The sequence below is a fragment of the Pseudarthrobacter enclensis genome, from assembly GCF_030811655.1.
Classification (GTDB): domain Bacteria; phylum Actinomycetota; class Actinomycetes; order Actinomycetales; family Micrococcaceae; genus Arthrobacter; species Arthrobacter enclensis_A.
Genome location: NZ_JAUSRE010000004.1, coordinates 83,705 through 105,451, shown reverse-complemented (window position 1 = coordinate 105,451; position 21,747 = coordinate 83,705). Strand labels below are relative to the sequence as shown.

Here is a 21,747-nt window from a genome sequence, read left to right as displayed (position 1 = left end):
AATGACAGATCGCAAGAATGCGCTGGTCGTCCGCGGCGGCTGGGACGGCCACCAGCCCTACGAGGCCACGGAGCTCTTCATTCCCTACCTCAAGGACAACGGATACGACGTCCGGGTGGAGGAGTCCCCCAAGGTCTACGCCGACGCGGCATACATGGCGGGCGTGGACCTGATCGTGCAGTGCATGACCATGAGCACCATCGAAAAGGACGAGTTCGCCGGACTGCGGGCAGCCGTGGAGAACGGCACCGGCCTCGCAGGATGGCACGGCGGCATCGCCGATTCCTACCGGAACACCTCCGACTACCTGCACCTGATCGGCGGCCAGTTTGCCTGCCACCCCGGCAAGCACCCCGACGAGTGCGTGGGCGAGCAGTCGGACAACTACGTGCCCTACACCGTGAACATGCTGCCCGCCGCCGCCGAGCACCCCATCACCAAGGGCATCAAGGACTTCGACCTGGTCACCGAACAGTACTGGGTCCTCTCTGACGACTACGTCGACGTCCTGGCCACCACCACCCAAAAAGTCCGCGAGTGGGATCCTTGGCACCGCGAGGTGACCTCCCCCGCCATCTGGACCCGCCAGTGGGGCAAGGGCCGGATCTTCGTCTGCACGCCCGGGCACCGGGTGGAAATCCTCCAGGACCAGAACGTACGCACCATCATCGAAAGGGGCCTGCTGTGGGCAAGCCGTTGAAAGTCGGAATCATTGGCTGCGGAGCCATCATCGCCCAGTACCTCACCAACTTCCGGCGTCTGGACCAGATCCAGCTCGTGGCGGTGGCGGACCTGGATCCGGCGCGCGCCCAGGCTGTGGCAGATGACTACGACGGCGTCCGCGCCGTCTCCGTGGAGGAACTGCTCGCCGCTGACGATATCGACCTGGTCCTGAACCTGACCATCCCCGCGGCGCATGCTGATGTCGCGCTGAAGGCAATCGCGGCCGGCAAGAGCGTGTACGGAGAAAAGCCGCTGGCGGCCACCACCGAAGAGGCACGCCAGGTGCTGGACGCAGCACGCCAGGCAGGCGTGGTCGTCGGCTGCGCCCCTGACACCGTGCTGGGCACCGGCATCCAGACCGCCCGCAAAGCGATCGACGACGGCCTGATCGGCGCCGCCATTTCGGCGTCCGCCACCATGGTCACCCCAGGCCACGAACGCTGGCACCCCAACCCCGACTTCTACTACCAGCCCGGCGGGGGCCCTCTTCTGGACATGGGCCCCTACTACGTCACTGCCCTGGTGACGCTGCTGGGCCCGGTGGTGTCGGTCATCGGCGCAGCAAGCCACACCCGCAACGAACGCACCATCGGATCCGGCCCCCGCCAGGGCGAAACGGTACCGGTCACCATCGATTCCCACGTCACCGGCATCCTGGTCCACGCTTCCGGAGCCCTGTCCACCCTGTTCATGAGCTTCGATGCCGTGAAGTCCAAGTCCCCGAACATCGAAATCCACGGCGAGCGCGGATCCCTGGTGGTGCCGGATCCCAACCACTTCGACGGCGACGTCCAGCTGTTCTCCCTGGGCGCCCAGGACTGGGAAACACTTCCCGCCTCCGCAGGCTACATCGACTCGGGACGCGGGTTCGGCATCGCTGACTTGGCTTCCACCCCGCGGGGCAAGGAACCGCGCGCGGGAGGGACCCTGGCCTATCACGTCCTGGAGGTCATGGAATCGGTCCTCAAAGCCGCGCACAGCGGCATGACGGTCTCCATCCAGAGCACGGTGGAGCGGCCGGAGGGCGTGCCGCTGACCGCCCTGGCTGAACAGGCAGAAGCCATCCAGAGGCGCTAGGGCGAGTACCGGGATTAGGGAAACCGCGCCGCTGTTTGCAGTCGGGCTAGTACAGCCGGTCGCTGCGGGCGGCGCGGTTCCTGCCCAGCGACTTGGCCCTGTACAGGGCCGCGTCCGCAGCAGCGATGAGATCGTCCACGTCGGAGGTCCCGCCGTCGTAAGTGGAAATGCCATAACTCGCGGTGGGCATGTCCATGCCGTGCGCTGTTTCAGTCCCGGCCAGGCGCCTGCTGATCTCCTCGGCGATGATCTCGGCGCGTTCGGCGCTGGCGCCCGGAACAAGGATGACGAACTCCTCCCCGCCGTACCGGCCGGTCAGGTCCGTGGAGCGCACCGTGGCCAGGCACGCCTCAGCGAAAGCCTGCAACGCAAGGTCACCCGCTGCGTGGCCGTAGGTGTCATTGACCGTTTTGAAGTGGTCCAGGTCGGCCAGGATCAGGGCCCCGGAACCGCCGGTAATGGTCCGGTCAGCGAGTTGCTCGGCTGCCAGTTCAATGAACGCCTTGCGGTTCAGCAGCCCCGTCAGGTCATCCCGGCTCGCCACCACGCGCAAAGCACGGGTCTGTTGTTCGGTGCTGAGCGCGGCCATGCTGAAAGACACCACTACCAGCAACACCATGGTGACCAGCGTGGTCACGGCAGAACCGAAGACAGTGGTGAAAAGGGCACCGTCCTGGCCCTCCACGAGTAAGGCCACGCACCGGAGGAAGTAAAAAACCGACAACCCTCCGGCCGCAACCGCCATGGGGATGCGGACCCGTGAATAGCCGGGCTCCAGCCGCCACAGCTCCCGGGAGGCCAGACCAATCGTGAGGCTCATCGCCGAAAGGAACACGGGTCCGCCGGACCAGACATTGGTTGCCGGGTGGTCCAGCGCCGATGCCACGAGGGTCAACACCGGGATGGCGGTGAAGGCCCACTTTGGCGGCCGGACAGTCCGCAGTGAGCGGGCGCCCGCCCAGACAGCAACCCCGCCATGGACCAGCAGCGTGTTTCCCACCGGGTTGGCCCACACCTGGTGCGGCGTTCCGTCCAGGAGGAAACAGCCCGATCCGGCCAGGAAGAACAGCAGTGCGACGCACCACCAGGCACTGTACGGCGAACGCGTCACCCTGTAGGCGGAAAAGTAGAAGAGGACCACCAGCACCAGGGCCATCAGGCCAAATGCAGCGCGAAGGGTTGCCGTATCCAGAACCATTTGCCAGAAGTCCCCCCAGAAAGCCCGAGTGCTGCCCACGCAAGTATCGCATCCACCCACGGTGCATGGGCATCCTTACCCCGATCGCAAAGGCCCAAACCCGCCTACGCTGGTGGGTACTACCCGGACGACGAAAGGCCGGCAATGCTCCTTCTTTTCGGTTTCAAGACTGCCCGCAGGGCCCTGCCGGGCCGCGCAGCGACCTGCCCGCACTGCGGCGCATTCATCTACCACCTCCTCGAGGAGCAGGCTACGAAGTTCACGCTGTTCTTCATCCCGGTGCTCACCGTGTCGCGGAAGTTCAGCATCACCTGCACCAGCTGCGGCTATGTCTCGTCCATCAGTGGACGCCAGAAGCGGGCGCTGGAAACGGGCCGGTAAAGGGTTCGGCATCCCCGCCTTTTCCGACGGCAGGAACACGCGTTCGGCAACGGGGGTGGGGAGTAGGGTGTCGCCATGGACATCATCCTGGTTCCCGGTTTCTGGTTGGACGCCTCCTCCTGGGAGAAGGTGGCCCCGGTTTTGGAAGCAGCAGGGCATCACGTTCATCCCCTTACGCTTCCCGGCAAGGAGTCCATGGACGCAAGCCGCGCAGGCATCAACCTGCAGGACCATATCGACGCCGTCGTGCAGGTCCTTGATGGCCTCCCGGGAAAGGTGGTGCTGGTGGGCCATTCCGGCGGCGGGGCCATCATCCATGGTGCGGTGGATGCGCGGCCGGGAAAGGTGGAGCGGGCCATCTACGTGGACAGTGGTCCTCTGGGCGACGGCGGCGTCATCAACGATGAACTGCCCGCCAAGGGGGACGACGTCCCCCTCCCGCCCTGGGAGAGCTTTGACGACGCCGACCTGGTGGACCTTGACGACCGGCTGCGACAGGACTTCCGGGCACGTGCCATCCCGGAACCCCGGGGTGTGGCGTACGGCAGGCAGCATCTGCATGACGAGCGCCGCTACGATGTTCCCGCCACAGTCATCTCCTGTGAGTTCCCCTCCGCCATGCTCCGCGAGTGGATGGCGGCGGGCCAGCCATTGGTGGCAGAGCTGGCACGGATCCGGGACACGGAGTTCCTCGACCTGCCCACCGGCCATTGGCCGCAGTTCACCAAGCCCGCTGAACTGGCACAGGCCATCCTGTCAGCGGTTGATGGCCCCCGCACTAACTAGGACGACACACTCTTGCGCCTTCGCATCTCGGTCCCCATAATAAATGAATGGCATTCATTTATTCGACCGTGGTCGGGGACAGCGCCGCCCCTGGCCACATTTCCACCGGCAGCTCCGTGCACATGCCCGCAGAGTGGGACGACCACCAACGCACATGGATGGCCTTCCCGCCCCCCAACGACACCTTTGGCCCCACCGGAAGCCCCACCCTGGACCGCGCCCGCGCGGCCTGGACCAGCGTTGCGCACACCATCGCCAGGTACGAACCCGTCACAGTCGTGGCCGACCCCAGGGACGCCACCGCTGCACGGGAATGGCTCGGGGACCGCGTCGACGTCGTGGAAGTACCGCTCGACGACGCCTGGCTGCGGGACAGCGGCCCCACGTTCGTCCACGTGCCGGACGGTTCAATCGCCGCCGTGGACTGGACTTTCAACGGCTGGGGTGCGCAGGAATGGGCCGCATGGGAGAAAGACCAAGCCGTGGCGCAGACCGTGGCCGCAGGCATTGGGGCACCTCTCCTGCAGACGTCCCTGGTGAACGAGGGCGGCGGCTTCCACGTGGACGGCCAAGGGACTGTACTGCTCACGGAGACCGTCCAACTGGATCCCGGCCGCAACCCGGGTGCCACCAGGGAGTCCGTGGAATTGGAGATCCACAGGGCCCTGGGCACTACGAAAGCCATCTGGCTTCCGCGCGGACTCACCAGGGACTATGACGAATTCGGCACCCGCGGACACGTGGACATCGTGGCCGCGTTTGCCGGACCCGGCACCATCCTTTTGCACCGCCAGGACGACCCCTCCCACCCCGACCACGCCGTCTACCTGCAGCTGAAGGCAGTCCTTGGCGGGCAGCTGGACGCACAGGGCCGGCCGCTCCGCATCATCGACGTTCCCGCTCCCACCACGCTCAAAGACGACGAGGGATGGGTGGACTGGTCCTACATCAACCATTACGTCGCCAACGGCGTAGTGGTGCTCTGCAGCTTCGACGACCCCAACGATGCCATCGCAGCAGGCATCCTGGAACGGGCCTACCCCGGCCGCACCGTGGAACTGGTTGACGCCAGGGACATCTTCGCGTTTGGCGGCGGGATCCACTGCATCACGCAGCAGCAGCCGGCCGGGCGGACAGGTGGCGCCGCATGAAAACGGCCGGGCAGACCCACAGTGCGGACAGGGTGAAAAATTTCGATGTGGTGGAGGCGGGCATCGCCCAACTCCGGGCAGCCCTCGAGTCCGGGGAAGTCACCAGTGTGGAATTGGTCCGCCTGTACCTGGAGCGCATTGAGAAATATGACTCTTCAGGCATACACCTGAATGCGCTTGTCGTCATGAATCCGGAAGCCCTTGCCGAGGCGCGGACGTCCGACCGCCGGCGGGCTGCCGGCTTTACGCTGGGCCCGCTCGATGGGATCCCTTATACCGCCAAGGACAGCTACCAGGTGAAGGGCCTGACTGTCGCAGCGGGGTCTCCGGCGTTCAAAGACCTGGTGGCGCGGCACGACGCCTTCACTGTCGCCCGGCTCCGGGCCGGCGGCGCCATCCTGATCGGGCTGACCAACATGCCGCCCATGGCCAATGGAGGTATGCAGGGCGGGGTATACGGCCGCGCCGAAAGCCCGTACAGCGCCGAGTTCCTGACCGCAGCATTCGCGTCCGGTTCGTCCAACGGCTCCGGTACGGCCACGGCGGCCAGCTTCGCAGCATTCGGGTTGGCAGAAGAAACGTGGTCCTCCGGACGGGCGCCCGCGTCCAACAACGCCCTGTGCGCCTACACCCCCTCCCGCGGCGTCATTTCCGTGCGCGGCAACTGGCCACTGGTTCCCACTATGGATGTGGTGGTTCCGCATACCCGCACCATGGCAGACATGCTGGAAGTCCTGGACGCGGTGGTAGCGGACGACGCCGAGGCCCGCGGGGACTTTTGGCGGACCCAGCCGTGGATTCCGTTGCCCAAGGCATCTGCTGTCCGCCCGGCGTCGTACCTTGACCTCGCCGTTGCAGACGCGGGCGCGGGCGCGCGGGTACTCGCGGGCAAACGCCTGGGCATCCCCCGGATGTACATCAACGCCGATCCCGAAGCCGGAACAGCGGAGGCGCCCGGCATCGGCGGCCCCACCGGCCGGCGGATCGAAACGCGGGTATCAATCCTGGATCTGTGGAAGGCCGCCCGCCGCGACCTTGAGGCCGCCGGAGCGGAGGTGGTGGAGGTGGACTTCCCGGTGGTGACCAACTACGAAGGCGACCGGCCCGGCGCCCCCACCATCTCCACCCGCGGCCTGGTTTCCCCGGAGTACCTGCGGCGCGAAATCGTGGACCTGTCGGCCTGGGCATGGAATGACTTCCTGGACGCCAACGGTGACCCGCAGCTGAACCGGCTTGCCGATGTGGACGGCTCCGCCATCTTCCCCGCCCCGAAAGGCGCCCTGCCGGACCGCTATGACGGTTTCGACGACGACATCGCGGACTACCCCGCCTGGATTAGGAGCCACGGTGTCCCGCGACTAACCGAGATTCCCCATCTCCCCGAGGGCCTGGCAGGACTGGAGGAAACCCGCCGGCTGGACCTCGAGGAGTGGATGGACCGGCTGGGACTGGACGCCGTCGTCTTTCCGGCAGCCGCTGATGTGGCACCGGCGGATGCGGACACCAACCCGGCTTCGGCGGACATTGCGTGGCGCAACGGCGTGTGGGTGTCGAACGGGAACCTGGTGCCCCGCCATTTGGGCATCCCCACGGTGACCGTTCCCATGGGCATCGCCGCGGACATCGGCATGCCCGTGGGCCTCACCATCGCCGGGAAGGCCTACAGCGACACGGACCTGCTCCGGTTGGCGGCAGCCTTCGAAGCCACCGGCAGCCGGCGGGTTCCGCCTCCGCGCACCATGGCCGGGGACGTGCAGCCAGGGGTTGGCTAAGCCAGCGGCACGGGGCTGTCAGGGGCTTCCGCGACCAGCCCGCGGAAGTGCCTTGACAGCCGCAATTGTTAGCGCTGACAGTAAAGGGAAACCGATTGCCAAGCGAAAGCCACGCCATTGAAAAACTGGGCAGGAAACCTCGAATACTCCTCCGCGGATGTGCGGCGGCCGGAATCCGTAGCGGAGTTGGCAGAGATCGTCGCAAACTCGCCGCGGGTCAAGGCCCTGGGATCCCGGCACTCCTTCAACCGGGTAGGGGACACGGAAGGTGTCCATGTCCTCCTCGATGCCCTGCCGCAGCAGGTGGAACTGGATTCGGGGCGCGGAACAGTACGCGTCAGCGGCGGCGTGAGCTACGGGGCGCTGTGCCGGACCCTGGAGGACTCCGGGGTGGCCATCCACAACCTCGCCTCGCTGCCGCACATCTCGGTCGCCGGCGCGGTCCAGACGGGCACGCACGGCTCGGGGGTGAACAACCCGTCGCTGGCCGGCGCCGTGGAATCCGTCGACCTGGTCAGGGCCTCCGGAGAACAGGTGACGCTCACCCGTGCGGATGGAGACGAGTTCCTGGCCAGCGTGGTGGGCATGGGGGCCCTGGGAATTGTCACCGGCCTGGAACTGGCGGTCCGCCCCAGCTTCCGGATGCGCCAGCGGGTCCTTGAGGACCTGCCCTGGGACAACGCGCTCGAGGAGTTCAGCGCCGTCATGTCCGCCGCCTACAGCGTGAGCCTGTTCACCGATTACGCCGGGGAAACGATCAACCAGGTCTGGCTCAAGGCTCTTGATGAGGAGCCGGCGCTCCCCGGCCTGTTCGGGGCAAGGGCGGCTCTGCGGCCGCGGCACCCTCTGCCGGACATGTCCGCGGAGAACTGCACCGCGCAGCTGGATGAACCCGGGCAGTGGCTGGACCGGTTGCCGCACTTCCGGCACGAGTTCACTCCGAGCAACGGGGACGAACTCCAAAGCGAGTTCATCCTTCCCCTGGAGCACGCCCCCGCCGCCCTCCAGGCCGTCCGCAGCCTGGCTCCACAGCTGGCACCCCTGCTCTTCGTCTCGGAGATCAGGACCGGCGCCGCGGACGAGTTCTGGCTCAGCCCCTTCTATCGCCGGCAGAGTGTGGCGCTGCACTTCACCTGGAAACCGATGCAGCCCGAGGTGGAAGCCTTTCTTCCGGTCCTGGAGGATGTTTTACGGCCTTTTGGGGCACGTCCGCACTGGGGCAAGCTCTTCACTCCGGAGGGCCATGACTGGGAGGCGCTGTACCCGCGGTTCACGGACTTCCGCTCCTTCGCCCACGGCCTCGATCCGGAGGGCAAGTTCCGGAACGGGCTGCTGGACACCATCCTGGGGGTCCCCGCCCGCAGGTAGGAAGCCGACGGTACGCTGGATGCATGACTTTTCGGCCCGCCGTCGTTCCCGCCACCGCCCTTGCCGCCGCCCTGCTGCTGACGGGATGCGGTGCCGTGGGGGAGGCCGCGGGCAACGCCGCCAGCGACGCCGCTTCCAAGGCCGCCTCCTCCGCAGCACAGGAAGTCACCCGGCAAATCTGCGCTGTCGTCCAGAACGGCTTGGTCAGCTCTGAGGACAAGAAGGCTCTGGCCGGCCTGGTCTCGGCAGCAAAGGCGGCAGGCGTCCCCGCGGACATCACGACGCCGTTGGGCCAGATTGCGGAGTCCGGGGACCAGGTGCCGGCGGACTCCGTCAGGGCCCTCAAGGACGCCTGCCAGCGCTGATCACCAAGGGCCGGAAGACCCTTCAGCGCGCGGGTCGCCGGTGCTAGCGTGAAGTGACGAACCAGCTCGTGATCCTAAGTCACGCGGCGAAGGAGATCGTCATGGCAGAACGCGGCAGGGCCCCCTTCATCCTTTTCAGCAAAGAGGAGGGGAAACAATGACCAGCAGCCTGCAGAAGTTCGCGGACCTGTACCGCCTCCCCGGCCCTTGGTGCACCGCGTACGTGGATGCCGGCACCGGAACAGTCGACACCCTGGAAGCCGGCGACGTCCGGGCCGGAAACACCCGCGCCCAGCTCGAAGCACAGGGAGCAGCTGCGGCGGACATCGATGCGATGGAACAGGCACTTCAGCCGGCCACAGGAATGCCTTCCCCTGTGTCCAGGTTCGTCCTGGTCCACGGTGGAAAAACGGAAGTCAACGAAGTGCTCCCCGGCGAACTGGTCCTGCCGGAGCGGATGGTACTGGAGCCGGTCCCGGATTTGCTCCCCCTGGTCAAGCACCGGCCGGAGGACCTGCCGTACGTTGTGGCGGAAGTAAGCCGCGACCATGGTGAAATCCGGCTGTACCGGGCCGGGGCCGGCGCTCCCCGCAGCGTGCAGGAAGTTGAAGGCGAGTCCGAGCACCTTCACAAGTTCCATGGCGGAGGCTGGTCCGAGCTGCGGTTCCAACACCACACCGAGGACGTTTGGCGCCGGAACGCTGATGAGGTGGCAGTTGAAATCGACAGGGTAGCCAGTTCCAGCGGCGCCCGGCTCATCGTCCTCGCCGGTGACATCCGAGCCCGAGGCCTGGTCAAGGAAAATCTCTCCGAGGCAGGCAGGGCACTCCTGTCCGAAGTGGATTCCCACACGCATACAGCCGGGGCGGACAGTGCCAACCTTGAGGACCAGGTCAAACAGCACGTCGCCGAGGTGTGGGCAGAGGAGCAACAAACCGTCCTGGACAGGCTGGCGGTCCGGGAGGGCCAGGCCAATCCGGAGGCGGCCCATGGCGTCGGAGCTGTGGTGCACGCGCTCCAGCAAGCCCAGGTGGAACTCCTGATCTTCGATGATGCCGCCTTGTCCGGCCGGACCATGCTGGCCCTTGACGCGGAGCCGTGGATCGCCACCGCCAAGGAGGAAGCCCTGCCTGCCGGAATCCTGGGAGAGGTGCCCGCACCCGCGGCGCTGCTTCGGGCGGCCGCGCTTACCGACGCCCGGATTCTCCTGGTTCCGGGCCCTGTCCTGCCCGCCGGCGTCCATATCGCGGCACTGCTGCGCTGGTCCTCCGGGCCTGGCGTCCCGTCGTCGTAGGCCCTACGGCCGTTGCAGGAACCCAAAGATTGGAAGGGGCACCGATGAGCACTGCAGATGAGAACCCGGATGACGTCCTGGACAGCGTGATGGTCCCGGAGGAGGATGCGCTTCCGAACCCCACCCGCACGGGGCACAGCAAGATGCCCGAGGACGTTGACGACGACGATTACCAAAGGGCAGTGGAGCAGGAACGGGTGGCAGCGGGCCTCGCCGACTACGCTCCCGCCGACGTTCCGCCGGCCACCGACCCGTTGCCGCCGGAAGCGGCCGACGCCGCAGACCTGGCTCAACGGGGCTTGCTGGAGGAAGAACCGGAAGACAAAGGCTAGGAAGAAGCGTTGATCACCCGGAAGGCGGCCACCGCTTCTTCCTGTTGTCGGTTTACCTTTGCCCGGCCCCAGGCCAGCCTCAATTCTGGCCCGGCTGCTCCCAGCCCCGGAGACCGCCTGCCCGTCCAGCCTGGGGCCGGTGGGCGTGCCCGGTCCGGTGTTCAGGCGGGGCGAACGGGACAACACCGGTGTCGCGGTCCAGCGGAACGGCGCGGACAAATTTTGTCAGTTCCTCCCGAAGCGCCTTCCAGGCAATGTCCGGATCGTCCGGGTAGGCATTGACTTCCGCTTGGCGTGCTGCCTCCACGGCAGCAACGCCGGCATCCGTAAGCTCAACCTTCAGCTGCCGGCGGTCCGAGGCATGGCGCGTCCTGGTGATATGTCCCGTGGCTTCAAGGCGGGTCAGGACACGGCCGAGGGTTTGGCTTTGGACCCTGATCGCCTCGGCAAGTTGTTCCTGGTTCAGTGGTCCCCCCGTCAGGCCTTCCAGTGCGATAACGGCGGCACGGGTGAGGCCAAGGGGGGCCAGTGCATCGTCCTGGCGCCGCTGGATCAGCCGCGCCGCCAAGGTAATCAGGCGGTAGCTGCTCCGGGCGTCCGGATCGAGATTGCTGGTCATCGGCCGCGGCCTTCCTGTAGGTGGCGAAGTGCTGGTCACCCTGCGTCGCTACACCCCTACAATAAGCATGCTTAGCAACATATTCGCAAGTAGGCTTACTATCCGAGCCCCAGAACCTCCGCATCCGCCCGGAAAGACCAGGTCCCGGGAGCGGCACCCCTTGCAATCGAAATGGAAAGTGTGCTTAGTATCTAATTAGTAACCTTGCTTACTAAGTCGCCAGCACTGCTGGTTCTTGATCGCCCAGCTAGCCCTTTCTGAAAGAGAGCGAAGATGACAGAGAACCAATGGCCCCAGACCCCACACACCGTCACCGACCCGGCCCTCGCCGATCCGTACGGTGCAACAGAGTTGGATTCCCAGCACAACGCCTACTCCGCGGATTCGGGTGATGCTTCCAAGACGCAGGCAGCCAAGGATGAGGCTTCGAACGTGGCCGGTCACGCTGCCTCGGCAGCCCAGGGCGTCGCCGAAACGGCCAAGAGTGAGGCCGCGAACGTAGCCTATGAAGCCAAGGCCAACGCTCAGGACCTGCTGCACCAAGCCAAATCGGGACTCACCACCCAGGCCGGCACCCAGCAGCAGAAGGCCGCCGAAGGCATCCGCAACATCTCCAGCCAGCTGCACAGCATGGCCACCGCCCCGGACCAGCAGGGCGTAGCCAGCGACCTGGTCCGCCAGGCAGCCGAACGTACCTCTTCCATGGCCACCTGGCTGGAAAACCGCGAACCCGGCGACCTTCTCAATGAAGTCCAGCGCTTCGCCCGCAACCGCCCCGGAACATTCCTGCTCCTCGCCGCCGGCGCCGGCGTCCTGGCAGGACGCCTCACCCGCGGCCTCACCGCAGGCGCCCCCGAGCCGCAGGGGCAGGTGCAGGCTTCAGCCCAGCACCGGGATGTGCAGCCGGCACCGGTAGCGCCGCTGCACCAGGAGACGGTGTACGCAGCCGGCACCGACGACCTCTTCAACGAACCCGTTGTGGGCAGCGCCGCTCCGGTCTCCACCAGCACCTTGCCCTCCGGTACCGCCGAGGAAACTCCCCTTCGCTTCGAGGACGACCCTTACCGGGCTGAAAACGGCGTCTACAGCGCTGAAGAGCACTTTGGTACTGACGGCACGGCCGGTACCGGCCGCCACGGCACGGGTGGTTTGTGATGAGTAGCCAGATTCCGGAGCCGCCGCCCAGCGCGGCGCATGTGAAAGCGGACAACGCCTCCCTGGGCGAGCTGCTCGGGGACGTAACCCGGGACCTGTCCACCCTGATGCGCCAGGAAGTGGAACTGGCCAAGGCCGAAGCCAAACAAACAGCCACCCGCGCAGGCAAAGGCGCCGGCATGCTCGCCGGCGCCGGGATCGGCGGACACTTCGTCCTGCTCTTCCTCTCCCTGGCCCTGATGTGGGCCCTCGGCGCCGTCATGGCCCTGGGCTGGGCCGCGCTGATCGTCGCCGTCATCTGGGCCATCATCGCCGCCATCCTGGCCTCCACCGGCCGCAAGGAACTCAAGCAGATCAAGGGCCTGCCCCAAACCGGGGAAACCCTCTCAGAAATACCCCCAACCCTAAAACCAGGTGAGGTAAACCGATGAGCGAAAACCCCGACGTCATCCGCGCAGACATCGAAGCCACCCGCGCACGGCTGGGCACCAACGTCGACGCCGTGGCCGACAAAGTCACCCCGTCCAACATCGTCCACCGCCAAACCGACAAAGTCCGGGACGCCATGACCGGGGTCAAGGAGAAAATCATGGGCGCCGCAGACACCGCCACCACCACAGTCCACAACACCACCAGCACCGGAGCAGGCCACACCACCAACGCCATGCACTCCGCCGGCGACAGCCTCCACCAGGCACAGGACACCGTCTCGGCCAAACTCTCCGACGCCGGCCAGGCCGTCTCCAACGCCCCGGACCAGGTCAAAGCCAAAACCGCCGGCAACCCCCTCGCCGCCGGACTCATCGCCTTCGGCGCCGGCATGCTGATCTCCTCCCTGATCCCGGCCAGCGAGAAAGAACGCGAAGCCGCGGACCAACTCAAAACCGCAGCCCAACCCCTGGCAACCCAGGTCACCGACGCCGCCAAAACCGTCGCCCAGGACGCCATGGAAAACGTCAAAGCAACCGCCACCGACGCCGCCCAAAACGTCAAAACCGAAGGCCAACAAGCCGCCACCGACGTCAAAGACCACGCCACAGACGCCAAAGACAACATCCAAAACACCTAGCCTGCGTGGCTAGCCAGTAACACCAGCGAAGCCGGTTCCGCACCCTGCGGGCCGGCTTCACTGCTGCCCGAAGACGGGGCTAGCGTTTCCCCTTTTTCCGTGAACCCCGTCCGCGGCCCTTGTCCGGGTTGGGCGCGTACCGCTGCGCCACCTTGGGGCCTTTTTTGGTGCCGGTCCCCCTGCGGTCGGGCTTGGGCTCCTTCTTCACCGTTGTTGGCTGGGCGGAGGGCTGGCGGGAGCTCTGCGCGGTGCGCCCGCGAACGATGCCGATGAACTCCTCGAGCACCTCGTCGGTGGCGTCCGTGGGCCACGCCAGCGCAATCCCGGTGCCGCCCGCGCCTGTGAGCCTGCGTACCACGGTGTCCTTGACATTGAAGTGGCGGGCCACGGACATGGGAAGGATCACCAGCCCGGCGCCCGCAGCAACCACCTGCAGAGAAGCCTCCGGGCCCCCCAGGGCCGCGACGTCAAGGAAGGATTCCTGGTCAAGGTCGGCAAGGGCCACTTCCTCGAACACCGAGATCTCGTGGCCCTTCGGAGCCACCACCACCGGTTGCTCCTCATAAAGGGGTATGAGGCTGAGACCCTCCCGCTCCACGGGAAGGCGGACAAATCCCATCTCGGCGCTGCCGTCGCGGAGGCCGCCAAGTTGGGCGCCGTCGTCGACCATAAATGCCTGGAGGGGAATATTGGGCATCCGTTCCTCCCACCGGCGGATCCACTTGCCCGGCGTTACCCCCGGCACATAGGTAATGCGGAGCACCCGCGGCGCAGCCTCCTCAGGGGCGGTTTGGGCATCAGTCGTGGGGGAATCGTCAGCGGGCACGTCTTCACAGTACCCGCCGCCCGGATACCCTTGAAGCATGACCTCTGCAAACTCCCAGTCCATGAAGCCGGCCACCGTAGCCAAGAAACTTGGCATCTACCTGCCGGCAGCTCCGCAGGAGTTCCAGGATTCAACCATTACCCGCGAGGAATTCGCCGAGCTCCAGGCCAACCCGCCGGAATGGCTGGCGGAACTGCGCCGCAACGGCCCCCACCCCCGCCCGGTTGTCGCCCAGAAGCTGAATGTTTCCATCAGCGGCCTTGCCCGCGGCGGGGTTGAGGAAGCGTTGACGACGGCGGAGATCACCGCGCTGCTCCAGGCTCCCCCACAGTGGCTGGTCACCGAGCGGGCCACGCACGCGGCCGTCCGCGCCGAAGCCCAGCGGGTCAAGGAGGAAGCCGCAAAGAAGCAGGCCAAGAAGGACCGCGCCCAGGCCTGATAGCCGGCAGCCGCATTGCAGAAGCTTGTCCGCCCCTCAGGGCCTTGAAGGTCCGGATGCGCGAACAACGCTTCTATTGCATCGCGGACCGTTAGTCCTGGTGGATCTGCACGTAATTGCCGCAGCCGTCGTCAAACACGGCGCTGGTACCGAACGGATCCGAGGTGGGCGGGATCTTGAAGCTGACGCCGGCAGCCACAAGCCGGTCATACTCCGCCTGCAGGTCCGGAACCCCAAAAACGATGGCGGGCAGACCGGCCTCGCGCACGGCGTTCATATAGTCCGCGCCGATCGGGTTGTCGCTGGGTTCCAGGAGCAGCCCAACTGAACTGTCGTCCGCTCCCGGATCCTTGATGATGTACAGGTTGTGTTCAGGCATCGCCATGAGCGTGTCGAAACCCAGGGTCCCGGTGTAAAAGGCATGGGCGGCCGCGGGGTCCTTGACGTGGATGCTGCACATTTTGATTCGCATGCTTCCACGGTACCCGTCAGGCCCTGACGGCCTGCAGGGCTGCCGACCACGAAATCAGCTGGTCGAACAATGCCTGCAAAGCCTGCTCCGCGGTCTCGGAGGGGGTGAAGGCTGCGTAACCCTGGAACTCCGTGGCGAACGGCAGGGATACCTGGGCCCGGACGTCGGCCATCTGGAGTTCGGCCACAATAAGCCTGAGGTGTTCCACGGCCCGGATGCCGCCGGCGCTCCCGTAGCTCACAAAGCCGGCAGCCTTGTTGTTCCATTCCGCGTACAGGAAGTCCAGCGCGTTCTTCAGGGCGCCGGGCACAGAGTGGTTGTATTCGGCAGTGACAAAGAGGTACCCATCATACCCGTTGACGGCCGCGGCCCACCGTTTTGTGTGTTCGTGCTGGTAGTTGCCCCGGGACGGCGGCATTGGCTCGTCCAGGAGGGGAAGATTGAAATCCGCCACGTCGAGCAGGTCAAAGGTGGCACCGCCGCGTTCCCTCGCGCGCCTGAGTACCCAGTCCGCCACCTGCCTGCTGTGCCGCCCGGGTCGGGTGCTGCCCGCCACTACTGCGATCTTTACCATGACCGTCCTCCTTTCCGGACAGGACCATGGACCTGTGGGTGGAAGGCCCATATAAAGCAAAATGCCCGGGCTGCGGGCTTTTATTCCGGCGCGCCCGGGCATTGACCCCCCTGTTGGAAGGGGGTCCAATGGAAGGACCAGCCCGGGCTTTCCGGCCGGGGCTATGGCGCCCGGAGGTGTGCGATGGCAATGGCTGAGTCCCTGTTCCACGGCGCTTGGGTGGTGCTCCTGTGCGGCCCGGTGTTGGTGGCAAGCGTGGCCGGCACGATGTTCGTTGTCCGACGCCGGATGCTGGCTCCCGCGGGCAGTTCACCGGATGAAGCTCCGGACCAGGTGTTCTGGGACCTTTTCCTGGGCGCCTGCGTGGCCATCCCCGCTTTGTTGATCCCAGCACTGGTATCGCCGTGGGCCGGACTGGTCCTGGCGGGGGCCGGCACTGCTGCGGGAATTGCCGCCCACCGAACAACCCCCAGGTTCCTTGCCCGGCGTGCCGCCCGGCGTGAACAGCGGCAGCAGCGTTCAGTCCACCAGGCTGCCAGGGCGCAGCATGATGAACTCATGGTCCGGTGGCGGCGTTACGAACTTGATCCCGCCTACAGCATCGATTATCCGGCGCTGACCGACGTCCGGCTGCCTGAAACGTCTGCGCTGATCAAGGCCATGCGGACGGCGGACCGGCTGCGGGAGGCGGCACACCAGGGCTACCCGGAGGCCGTCGGAAGCCTGGCCGCGTCCCTGGCGGCAGCCGAACGGGCGGCGGGAATTCCGTCCGCGCTGCCTTTGGAGCAGGGTGCCTGAGGTTAAGTGCCGTGTCGGCCGGGTTGCGGCCGCCCCGCAGGCCGGCGGTAGCATCCCAGGATGAAGCCTGAGGAATTGCCGGTCCATGACGAGTACGGCCGGCTGCTGGAGGACCGCGGGGTCTGGCGGCAGGCCACCACCCTGGAGGCTGCCGGTGAATTGACCGCCCGCTGGCTGGAGGGCGGCAGTTCCTATCAGCCGGGGCATTTGGCCGCCGCGTTCGACGACGAGACCAGGCCGATCGCCCCGGCGCTGGCCGGGCTGAACCGCAACGGACTGTTCACCAAGGAATCGCAGCCGGGAATCCTCGCCGAGGGGGCGGCGCAGCGTGAATACGTCACCGGTTTCTGCAGTGCAGGGGTTGCTGGCCAGTTGCTGGCGCTGTCCACCCGCACCGAGCTGGTTTCCGTTGGCCATGCGCCGGGCGAAGCCAGCAGCGCCGCCATCCCCGTGACGCTGGCAGGAGCTGAAATCACTACCGTGCTTGGCTCCAGCGAGAGTCCCGTGGAGGAGGCACAGATCCGGGACTGGGCGGAGGAGACCAACGATGCCCTCGCCCTGCTGCTCGCGGATTCCTGGTATGTGGAAATCCTGGATCCGGTGTGGGGACGGAGCGGGGTGCTGTTTCCGGCGGTCCTGCAGGCATTGAAAGGGGCGGAGCAGCCTTAGCCGCCCCGCCCCGCCCACCGTCCGGAACTACAGTTCCACGGTGCCGCTTTCGCCGACACTCATCCGGTCATGGGTGACCTTGGACTTGACCCATTGCAGGACGGTGGCTGCTGTGCCGCCCGGGCTGGTCCAGTACTCAGCGGAGTCCGAGTCGATGTGCAGCAGGCACACCTCGGGGGTGTCCGGGCCGTCCGGGAACCAGGCTTCAACGGCCTGGTTCCACAGCTCGCGGATTTTGGTCCGGTCCGTGACTACCTGTGCGGTCCCGGCCACGGACACCCACTCGGTGTTCTTGCCAAAGGAGACGTTGACGCGCGAATCAGCCCGGACATGCGCAACCTGGGAGGTGCCAAGGCCCGTGAAGAACCACATGTCGCCGTCGTCCTTTACCTCCTGGACGGCCAGGGGCCGGCTGACGAGGGCGCCTTCTTCGTTGATGGTGGTGACCATCCCGATCCTGGAATCGTTGATGATCTCCGTAACCTTGCTTATGCTCTGGGCGTCAGTCATGCCTCACCTCGTTCGTCTGAAGTCGGGGACGCTCCCCGCCGCCAGCCTATTAGTAAGCATGCTTATTTACCAGCCGGCGGTCATCGGAATCTTTGCCACCTCGGCGATCCGGGCGGCCGTGATGCGGCCCATGCGGATTGCCCCGTCCACGTGCTGGTACCCCTCGGCCGCAAGGTCGGAGGAAGACCAGTAGATGGGACCAACCGGTGCGTGCTGGTCCTTGCCGTAGCGGTGGAGGCCGCCCAGGTCGTAGCTGGCAGCGTACGCGCCGCGGGTCCATTCCTCCGAGCCCCAGTCGGACTCGTAGTAGACCTCCGGCGTCAGCGCCTCCTCACCGAGGTAGCCGGCGATGGATTCCAGGATGGCTTTTTTGCGGTCTTCGGCGGACAGCTCGAACATGGCGTCGGCCTTCTCGTCCGAGATGAAACCCACCAGAGTGCCGCGCGGGTCGCCGTGGTTGGTGTTGTCGTAGACCTCCTGGACCAGGGCGTCGGCGCCGAAGCCTGTCCCGGACAAGCCCTTATCGCGCCAGAACGGGGTGCTGTAGACGGCGTGCACCTTGATGACCAGGCCCAGGGACTGGTGCTGGTGCATCTGGTGCTGCCGGCGGGGCAGCGGCGGGTTATAGGAGACACGCGAGTAGAGGTTGGGCGGCACGGCCATGATCACGAAGCGGGCGTTGACCGTGGCCCGGTCCGATTCGACAGTGGTGCGGTGGCCGCCGTCGCCGTCCGGCTCCCAGTTGATGGTGCGCACCGGCGAGTTGAGGACGACGTCGCCACCCAACTCCTGCGCCTGCAGCAGGGAGACCTGCTGCATCCCGCCCACCACGCGCCGGTCCAGGATGAAATCCTCGTCCGTCAAGTGGGTGAACGAGCCCGCGGAGGCGGCCATCAGGATTGCCTGAAGGGCGGAGAAGGAGTGCGCCGGCTTTGTGAGCATGCCGCCGGCGATGAACAGGCCGATGTTCTTGCAGGCTTCCTCGTTGGTTGAGTTCTGCCGCAGCCAGTGATGGAAGGAAATGGTGTCCAGCTCGCGGGCCTTGGGGTGCGCCCACGGCTCTGTTGGTCCGATCTCGGCGGCGAGACCGTCCAGGAGGGCCACAAGACGGTCCATTTCGACGGCGGTCGGGGCGTCCACGGGGAAGGTGTCGCCCGTGTAGCGAATGGGTGAGCCGTCGGTGCCAATGTAGATGGACTCCCCGTCGCGGTAGCGCGGGTAGGTCTCCAGGTTCAGTTCCTCCAGCAGCTCCAGGAGGGCGGTCTGGTCCGGGGAAACCCACTGGCCCCCGATTTCGAGCATGGCGCCGTCCACCGTGTCCGTCCAGGTGCGGCCACCCACGCGGTCGCGGGCCTCGAGCACGGCTACGGTGAGGCCGGCCTTCTTCAATTCACGGGCGGCCGTGAGTCCGGACGGCCCGGCTCCAACGACTACGACGTCGCGGTTCAGGTTCAGCATGATGTCCTCTCTGCGGCCCTTCGTGACAGGAACCACTAAATGAATGTCATTCATTTATTAGAACTATAACCGGTGCCTGGCAGGAGCGGAAGTACCGGGTGGAATAATGCAGGGGACGTCAACGAAAGGGCAGCAATGCCGGCAGTATCAGCCGCACGGGGACGCCCCACCAGCAACGGGGCAGGGCAAAAAAGGCGGGCCGGACGCCCGTCGGCGGCGGTGCTGGACAAGTCGGGAATCACGGCGGCAGCGCTGGAACTGGCCAGCCGCAAAGGCTATGAAGGGCTGACCATGGCGGCCCTGGCCAAGGTCCTCGACGTGGCGCCGTCCGCCCTTTACAACCATGTGGCCTCAAAGCAGGACGTCCTGCTGCTGGTGGAAGACCATCTGATGTCGCTCGTGGACGTTTCAGCCTTCGCGGCCGGAAATTGGGAGGACGCGGTCCGCACCTGGGCCTGGAGCTACCGGAACGTCTTCGCGGAGCACACTCCGCTGATCCCCGTCATTGCAGTCCTGCCGGTCACGGACGCGCCCCAGACGCTGGCCATGTATGAGACCGTCAGCAAAGGCTTTTCCGACGCCGGCTTCCCGCAGGAGCGCATCGTTCCCGCGATCGTGGCGCTGGAGTCGTTCATCTTCGGGTCTGCGTACGATGTCACGGCGCCGGAGGACATCTTCGAGTCGGGTTCAATGGCCGACGCCACGCCCTATTTCACCGCAGCGGTGCGGAGTTCGGCCCGGGACGCGGATCCTTCCGGTGGGCGCGCTGAAGCCAACGCGCAGGAGCTGGGCCGCCCGGCGGACACGGCCTTCAGGATGGGACTGGAGGCCTTGATCTCCGGGCTGGGGGCGCTGCGGGGCCGGTAGTCGCCTAGCTCTCGGCCGCCGCGAGCTGGCCGCAGGCGCCGTCGATTTCCTTGCCGCGGGTGTCACGGAGGGTGCAGGGCACCCCGGTGGCACGGAGCCGCGCAATGAACTCCTGTTCCACTTCCTTGTCCGACGCAGTCCAGATGGACCCCGGGGTGGGGTTGAGCGGGATGGGGTTAACGTGCACCCAGCCGCGTCCGCGCTGGTTCAGCTTCTTGCCCAGGAGGTCTGCACGCCAGGGGTGGTCGTTCATGTCCTTGATCAAGGCATACTCGATGCTGACCCGGCGGCCTGTCTTTCGGTAGTAGTCGTAGGCGGCGTCGAGCGCTTCATCCACTTTCCAGCGGTTGTTGACCGGAATCAGCTCATCCCGGAGCTCATCGTCGGGGGCATGCAGGGACAGCGCAAATGTGACCGGCAGGTCCTCGTCCGCGAGCTTGCGGATGGCAGGGACAAGGCCGACGGTAGAAACGGTGATGTTCCGGGCCGACATTCCCAGGCCTTCAGGCGAGGGGTCCACGAAGCGGTGCAGGGCGGCCATCACGCGCTTGTAGTTGGCCAGCGGCTCCCCCATGCCCATGAACACGATGTTGGTGACCCGCTCGTCGTCGTGCTCCTTCGGGCCCAGCTCGCCTGCCGCGATGACGCGGTTCGCAGCCACCACTTGGTCAACGATCTCCGCTGTGGACATGTTGCGGGTCAATCCGGCCTGGCCGGTGGCGCAGAAGGGACAGTTCATGCCGCAGCCGGCCTGCGATGAGACACAAAGGGTGATGCGGCCCGGGTAGCGCATCAGGACGGACTCCACCAGGGCCCCGTCGAAGAGCCGCCAGAGGAACTTGATGGTGTCCCCTTTATCGGTACGGTTTCGCCGCACCTCGGTGAGCAGCGGCGGGAACATCTGGGAGACCAGCTCCTCACGGCCTGCCTTGGGCAGGTCGCTCATGCGCTCCGGATCCACGGTCCAGTGCTGGAAGTAGTGCGTGGAGAGCTGCTTGGCACGGAAAGCCGGGAGGCCAAGCTCCTTCAACTTTTCACCGCGCTCCGCCAGGGTCATGTCGGCCAGGTGAACCGGCGGTTGCTTTACCCGGGGGGACGCGAACTGGAGGAGCGGACGGCCTTCGACGGTACGGGCCTGCTCCCAGCCCTCGGCGGTGGGCAGGACCTGGGGGCGGGCACCGGCGGCTTCCCGGGGCGCGCGAACAGGATTTCCAGAAGGAGAAGTGGGGGAAGTCATCCCCTCTATCATCCCATGGCGGTCAAACCGCCGCCCATCCTGCCGGGCGACGCCCCCGCCGTCGTACAAATGGCGAGGCGCCAAAGCACCCGCCAGCGGACAAACCACCAGGGAACGCGTGGGTGCGACGTCCGGCCCGCGGTGCAATTTGTCAGATGCCGGAAACGCAAAGGAGCCCCGGTCCTAAGACCGGGGCTCCTTCATCTGCGTGCGCGAGGGGGGATTTGAACCCCCACGCCCTTTCGGACACTGGCACCTGAAGCCAGCGCGTCTGCCGTTCCGCCACTCGCGCGCAACTTCTTCCACTCAGCCGGACCGTTTTCCTGCATCCGTGCCTCGTAAAAGCAGCGAGATCAAGCATAACGGACATGAGCGGGAAATTACCAATCGGCCTCCACCAGCCCTCTGTGACAGTGTGCAGAGTGCGCAGAAACCGTAAGGAAGCGGGGGCCGGGCAGGACCATTGGCAGCAGCAGGATGGCGTGCCGGCGGCCCACGCCACTGCCGGAATCGGGCTTTTGCGGGCGGCCGGCCGTTGCGGATTAAGGTCATTCACAGAGGTGGCAAGTAGTATCGGATGTAGGAGTGGGCACTGCCGGCGGGTCAA

Annotated in this window: 25 protein-coding genes and 1 tRNA gene; 17 read left to right on the top strand and 9 right to left on the bottom strand. The window is 66.0% G+C overall.

Features of this window, described 5'->3' with window-relative positions; translation table 11 throughout:
- Position 1 precedes the first annotated feature (1 nt).
- Together J2X98_RS05290 and J2X98_RS05285 are read left to right on the top strand one after the other, a co-directional pair.
- Entirely contained in the window at positions 2 to 700 is a 699-nt protein-coding gene (locus tag J2X98_RS05290; protein WP_141944726.1) for a ThuA domain-containing protein, read from the top strand.
- The gene (locus J2X98_RS05285; protein ID WP_307305134.1) at positions 685 to 1,800 is read left to right on the top strand and encodes a Gfo/Idh/MocA family protein; all 1,116 of its coding nucleotides are present in this window, start codon (positions 685 to 687) and stop codon (positions 1,798 to 1,800) included. The genes J2X98_RS05290 and J2X98_RS05285 overlap by 16 nt, the downstream gene beginning before the upstream one ends.
- A gap of 46 nt (positions 1,801 to 1,846) precedes the next feature.
- On the opposite strand, the gene J2X98_RS05280 is transcribed toward J2X98_RS05285, so the two are convergent.
- Entirely contained in the window at positions 1,847 to 2,998 is a 1,152-nt protein-coding gene (locus J2X98_RS05280; protein ID WP_141944731.1) for a GGDEF domain-containing protein, read from the bottom strand.
- Between the two features lie 144 nt (positions 2,999 to 3,142).
- Between J2X98_RS05280 and J2X98_RS05275 the strand changes: the two genes are divergently transcribed.
- From J2X98_RS05275 to J2X98_RS05240, 8 genes are all read left to right on the top strand, one after another.
- Positions 3,143 to 3,379: a zinc-ribbon domain-containing protein gene (locus J2X98_RS05275; RefSeq protein ID WP_141944733.1), complete on the top strand. Its 237-nt coding sequence runs from the start codon at positions 3,143 to 3,145 to the stop codon at positions 3,377 to 3,379.
- 75 nt (positions 3,380 to 3,454) lie between these two features.
- Complete coding sequence (locus J2X98_RS05270; RefSeq protein ID WP_307305128.1) at positions 3,455 to 4,165, top strand: alpha/beta fold hydrolase; 711 nt, start codon at positions 3,455 to 3,457, stop codon at positions 4,163 to 4,165.
- A gap of 47 nt (positions 4,166 to 4,212) precedes the next feature.
- Positions 4,213 to 5,316: an agmatine deiminase family protein gene (locus J2X98_RS05265; protein WP_307305126.1), complete on the top strand. Its 1,104-nt coding sequence runs from the start codon at positions 4,213 to 4,215 to the stop codon at positions 5,314 to 5,316.
- Positions 5,313 to 7,088 carry an amidase gene (locus J2X98_RS05260; protein WP_307305124.1) on the top strand — a complete coding sequence of 592 codons (1,776 nt, stop codon included), beginning with the start codon at positions 5,313 to 5,315 and terminating at the stop codon, positions 7,086 to 7,088. Before J2X98_RS05265 ends, J2X98_RS05260 begins: the two co-directional genes overlap by 4 nt.
- Before the next feature lie 117 nt (positions 7,089 to 7,205).
- A complete protein-coding gene (locus J2X98_RS05255; RefSeq protein ID WP_307305122.1) occupies positions 7,206 to 8,456 on the top strand; it encodes a D-arabinono-1,4-lactone oxidase in 1,251 nt (416 codons plus the stop codon).
- A gap of 23 nt (positions 8,457 to 8,479) precedes the next feature.
- The gene (locus J2X98_RS05250) at positions 8,480 to 8,821 is read left to right on the top strand and encodes a hypothetical protein (RefSeq protein ID WP_307305120.1); all 342 of its coding nucleotides are present in this window, start codon (positions 8,480 to 8,482) and stop codon (positions 8,819 to 8,821) included.
- 157 nt (positions 8,822 to 8,978) lie between these two features.
- Positions 8,979 to 10,115 (top strand): baeRF2 domain-containing protein, encoded by a 1,137-nt coding sequence (locus J2X98_RS05245; protein ID WP_307305118.1) that lies wholly within the window; start codon positions 8,979 to 8,981, stop codon positions 10,113 to 10,115.
- A 44-nt stretch (positions 10,116 to 10,159) separates the two neighbouring features.
- Positions 10,160 to 10,447, top strand: a complete 288-nt coding sequence (locus tag J2X98_RS05240; RefSeq protein WP_307305116.1) for a hypothetical protein — start codon at positions 10,160 to 10,162, stop codon at positions 10,445 to 10,447.
- Between the two features lie 79 nt (positions 10,448 to 10,526).
- Here the strand turns inward: J2X98_RS05240 and J2X98_RS05235 are convergent, their stop codons facing one another.
- On the bottom strand, positions 10,527 to 11,066 hold the full coding sequence (locus J2X98_RS05235; RefSeq protein WP_141944747.1) for a MarR family winged helix-turn-helix transcriptional regulator: 540 nt from the start codon (positions 11,064 to 11,066) through the stop codon (positions 10,527 to 10,529).
- Between the two features lie 273 nt (positions 11,067 to 11,339).
- On the opposite strand from J2X98_RS05235, the gene J2X98_RS05230 reads away from it, so the two are divergent.
- From J2X98_RS05230 to J2X98_RS05220, 3 genes are read left to right on the top strand one after another with little or no spacing between them, the layout of a single operon-like run.
- Positions 11,340 to 12,221, top strand: a complete 882-nt coding sequence (locus tag J2X98_RS05230; RefSeq protein WP_307305111.1) for a hypothetical protein — start codon at positions 11,340 to 11,342, stop codon at positions 12,219 to 12,221.
- Complete coding sequence (locus J2X98_RS05225; RefSeq protein ID WP_141944132.1) at positions 12,221 to 12,652, top strand: phage holin family protein; 432 nt, start codon at positions 12,221 to 12,223, stop codon at positions 12,650 to 12,652. Before J2X98_RS05230 ends, J2X98_RS05225 begins: the two co-directional genes overlap by 1 nt.
- The gene (locus tag J2X98_RS05220) at positions 12,649 to 13,290 is read left to right on the top strand and encodes a DUF3618 domain-containing protein (protein WP_307305104.1); all 642 of its coding nucleotides are present in this window, start codon (positions 12,649 to 12,651) and stop codon (positions 13,288 to 13,290) included. The genes J2X98_RS05225 and J2X98_RS05220 overlap by 4 nt, the downstream gene beginning before the upstream one ends.
- 79 nt (positions 13,291 to 13,369) lie before the next feature.
- On the opposite strand, the gene J2X98_RS05215 is transcribed toward J2X98_RS05220, so the two are convergent.
- Positions 13,370 to 14,191 carry a LysR family substrate-binding domain-containing protein gene (locus J2X98_RS05215; RefSeq protein WP_307305102.1) on the bottom strand — a complete coding sequence of 274 codons (822 nt, stop codon included), beginning with the start codon at positions 14,189 to 14,191 and terminating at the stop codon, positions 13,370 to 13,372.
- Between J2X98_RS05215 and J2X98_RS05210 the strand changes: the two genes are divergently transcribed.
- On the top strand, positions 14,154 to 14,555 hold the full coding sequence (locus J2X98_RS05210) for a DUF5997 family protein (RefSeq protein ID WP_141944755.1): 402 nt from the start codon (positions 14,154 to 14,156) through the stop codon (positions 14,553 to 14,555). The two genes, J2X98_RS05215 and J2X98_RS05210, sit on opposite strands and share 38 nt — an antisense overlap.
- A 91-nt stretch (positions 14,556 to 14,646) precedes the next feature.
- Here J2X98_RS05210 and J2X98_RS05205 read toward each other — a convergent pair whose 3' ends face one another.
- A complete protein-coding gene (locus tag J2X98_RS05205) occupies positions 14,647 to 15,027 on the bottom strand; it encodes a VOC family protein (RefSeq protein WP_307305096.1) in 381 nt (126 codons plus the stop codon).
- Positions 15,028 to 15,043: 16 nt separating this feature from the next.
- Positions 15,044 to 15,601, bottom strand: a complete 558-nt coding sequence (locus tag J2X98_RS05200) for an NADPH-dependent FMN reductase (RefSeq protein ID WP_307305092.1) — start codon at positions 15,599 to 15,601, stop codon at positions 15,044 to 15,046.
- A gap of 189 nt (positions 15,602 to 15,790) precedes the next feature.
- Here J2X98_RS05200 and J2X98_RS05195 point away from each other — a divergent pair, with 189 nt between their 5' ends.
- Entirely contained in the window at positions 15,791 to 16,399 is a 609-nt protein-coding gene (locus J2X98_RS05195; RefSeq protein WP_307305089.1) for a hypothetical protein, read from the top strand.
- Positions 16,400 to 16,459: 60 nt separating this feature from the next.
- Positions 16,460 to 17,068, top strand: coding sequence for a DUF6919 domain-containing protein (locus J2X98_RS05190; protein ID WP_141944763.1), 609 nt, complete (start codon positions 16,460 to 16,462; stop codon positions 17,066 to 17,068).
- 27 nt (positions 17,069 to 17,095) lie between these two features.
- Here J2X98_RS05190 and J2X98_RS05185 read toward each other — a convergent pair whose 3' ends face one another.
- On the bottom strand, positions 17,096 to 17,578 hold the full coding sequence (locus tag J2X98_RS05185; RefSeq protein WP_141944765.1) for a pyridoxamine 5'-phosphate oxidase family protein: 483 nt from the start codon (positions 17,576 to 17,578) through the stop codon (positions 17,096 to 17,098).
- A 66-nt stretch (positions 17,579 to 17,644) separates the two neighbouring features.
- Positions 17,645 to 19,090: a flavin monoamine oxidase family protein gene (locus tag J2X98_RS05180; RefSeq protein ID WP_307305081.1), complete on the bottom strand. Its 1,446-nt coding sequence runs from the start codon at positions 19,088 to 19,090 to the stop codon at positions 17,645 to 17,647.
- Positions 19,091 to 19,171: 81 nt separating this feature from the next.
- On the opposite strand from J2X98_RS05180, the gene J2X98_RS05175 reads away from it, so the two are divergent.
- Positions 19,172 to 19,903: a TetR/AcrR family transcriptional regulator gene (locus tag J2X98_RS05175; RefSeq protein WP_141944769.1), complete on the top strand. Its 732-nt coding sequence runs from the start codon at positions 19,172 to 19,174 to the stop codon at positions 19,901 to 19,903.
- 4 nt (positions 19,904 to 19,907) lie between these two features.
- On the opposite strand, the gene rlmN is transcribed toward J2X98_RS05175, so the two are convergent.
- Both rlmN and J2X98_RS05165 read right to left on the bottom strand, forming a co-directional pair.
- Positions 19,908 to 21,140 (bottom strand): 23S rRNA (adenine(2503)-C(2))-methyltransferase RlmN, encoded by a 1,233-nt coding sequence (rlmN, locus tag J2X98_RS05170; protein ID WP_307305075.1) that lies wholly within the window; start codon positions 21,138 to 21,140, stop codon positions 19,908 to 19,910.
- Positions 21,141 to 21,349: 209 nt separating this feature from the next.
- Positions 21,350 to 21,432 (bottom strand) — tRNA-Leu (locus J2X98_RS05165).
- Positions 21,433 to 21,747 lie beyond the last annotated feature (315 nt).

Bases quoted from the DNA above. Each gene is read 5' to 3' on its own strand.
- J2X98_RS05195 (WP_307305089.1), top strand. From the start codon at position 15,791: ATGGCTGAGTCCCTGTTCCACGGCGCTTGGGTGGTGCTCCTGTGCGGC.
- J2X98_RS05225 (WP_141944132.1), top strand. From the start codon at position 12,221: ATGAGTAGCCAGATTCCGGAGCCGCCGCCCAGCGCGGCGCATGTGAAA.
- J2X98_RS05190 (WP_141944763.1), top strand. From the start codon at position 16,460: ATGAAGCCTGAGGAATTGCCGGTCCATGACGAGTACGGCCGGCTGCTG.
- J2X98_RS05250 (WP_307305120.1), top strand. From the start codon at position 8,480: ATGACTTTTCGGCCCGCCGTCGTTCCCGCCACCGCCCTTGCCGCCGCC.
- J2X98_RS05275 (WP_141944733.1), top strand. From the start codon at position 3,143: ATGCTCCTTCTTTTCGGTTTCAAGACTGCCCGCAGGGCCCTGCCGGGC.
- J2X98_RS05260 (WP_307305124.1), top strand. From the start codon at position 5,313: ATGAAAACGGCCGGGCAGACCCACAGTGCGGACAGGGTGAAAAATTTC.
- J2X98_RS05200 (WP_307305092.1), bottom strand. From the start codon at position 15,601: ATGGTAAAGATCGCAGTAGTGGCGGGCAGCACCCGACCCGGGCGGCAC.
- J2X98_RS05220 (WP_307305104.1), top strand. From the start codon at position 12,649: ATGAGCGAAAACCCCGACGTCATCCGCGCAGACATCGAAGCCACCCGC.
- J2X98_RS05175 (WP_141944769.1), top strand. From the start codon at position 19,172: ATGCCGGCAGTATCAGCCGCACGGGGACGCCCCACCAGCAACGGGGCA.
- J2X98_RS05280 (WP_141944731.1), bottom strand. From the start codon at position 2,998: ATGGTTCTGGATACGGCAACCCTTCGCGCTGCATTTGGCCTGATGGCC.
- J2X98_RS05210 (WP_141944755.1), top strand. From the start codon at position 14,154: ATGACCTCTGCAAACTCCCAGTCCATGAAGCCGGCCACCGTAGCCAAG.
- J2X98_RS05290 (WP_141944726.1), top strand. From the start codon at position 2: ATGACAGATCGCAAGAATGCGCTGGTCGTCCGCGGCGGCTGGGACGGC.
- rlmN (WP_307305075.1), bottom strand. From the start codon at position 21,140: ATGACTTCCCCCACTTCTCCTTCTGGAAATCCTGTTCGCGCGCCCCGG.
- J2X98_RS05205 (WP_307305096.1), bottom strand. From the start codon at position 15,027: ATGCGAATCAAAATGTGCAGCATCCACGTCAAGGACCCCGCGGCCGCC.
- J2X98_RS05230 (WP_307305111.1), top strand. From the start codon at position 11,340: ATGACAGAGAACCAATGGCCCCAGACCCCACACACCGTCACCGACCCG.
- J2X98_RS05180 (WP_307305081.1), bottom strand. From the start codon at position 19,090: ATGAATGACATTCATTTAGTGGTTCCTGTCACGAAGGGCCGCAGAGAG.
- J2X98_RS05265 (WP_307305126.1), top strand. From the start codon at position 4,213: ATGGCATTCATTTATTCGACCGTGGTCGGGGACAGCGCCGCCCCTGGC.
- J2X98_RS05270 (WP_307305128.1), top strand. From the start codon at position 3,455: ATGGACATCATCCTGGTTCCCGGTTTCTGGTTGGACGCCTCCTCCTGG.
- J2X98_RS05240 (WP_307305116.1), top strand. From the start codon at position 10,160: ATGAGCACTGCAGATGAGAACCCGGATGACGTCCTGGACAGCGTGATG.
- J2X98_RS05245 (WP_307305118.1), top strand. From the start codon at position 8,979: ATGACCAGCAGCCTGCAGAAGTTCGCGGACCTGTACCGCCTCCCCGGC.
- J2X98_RS05235 (WP_141944747.1), bottom strand. From the start codon at position 11,066: ATGACCAGCAATCTCGATCCGGACGCCCGGAGCAGCTACCGCCTGATT.
- J2X98_RS05185 (WP_141944765.1), bottom strand. From the start codon at position 17,578: ATGACTGACGCCCAGAGCATAAGCAAGGTTACGGAGATCATCAACGAT.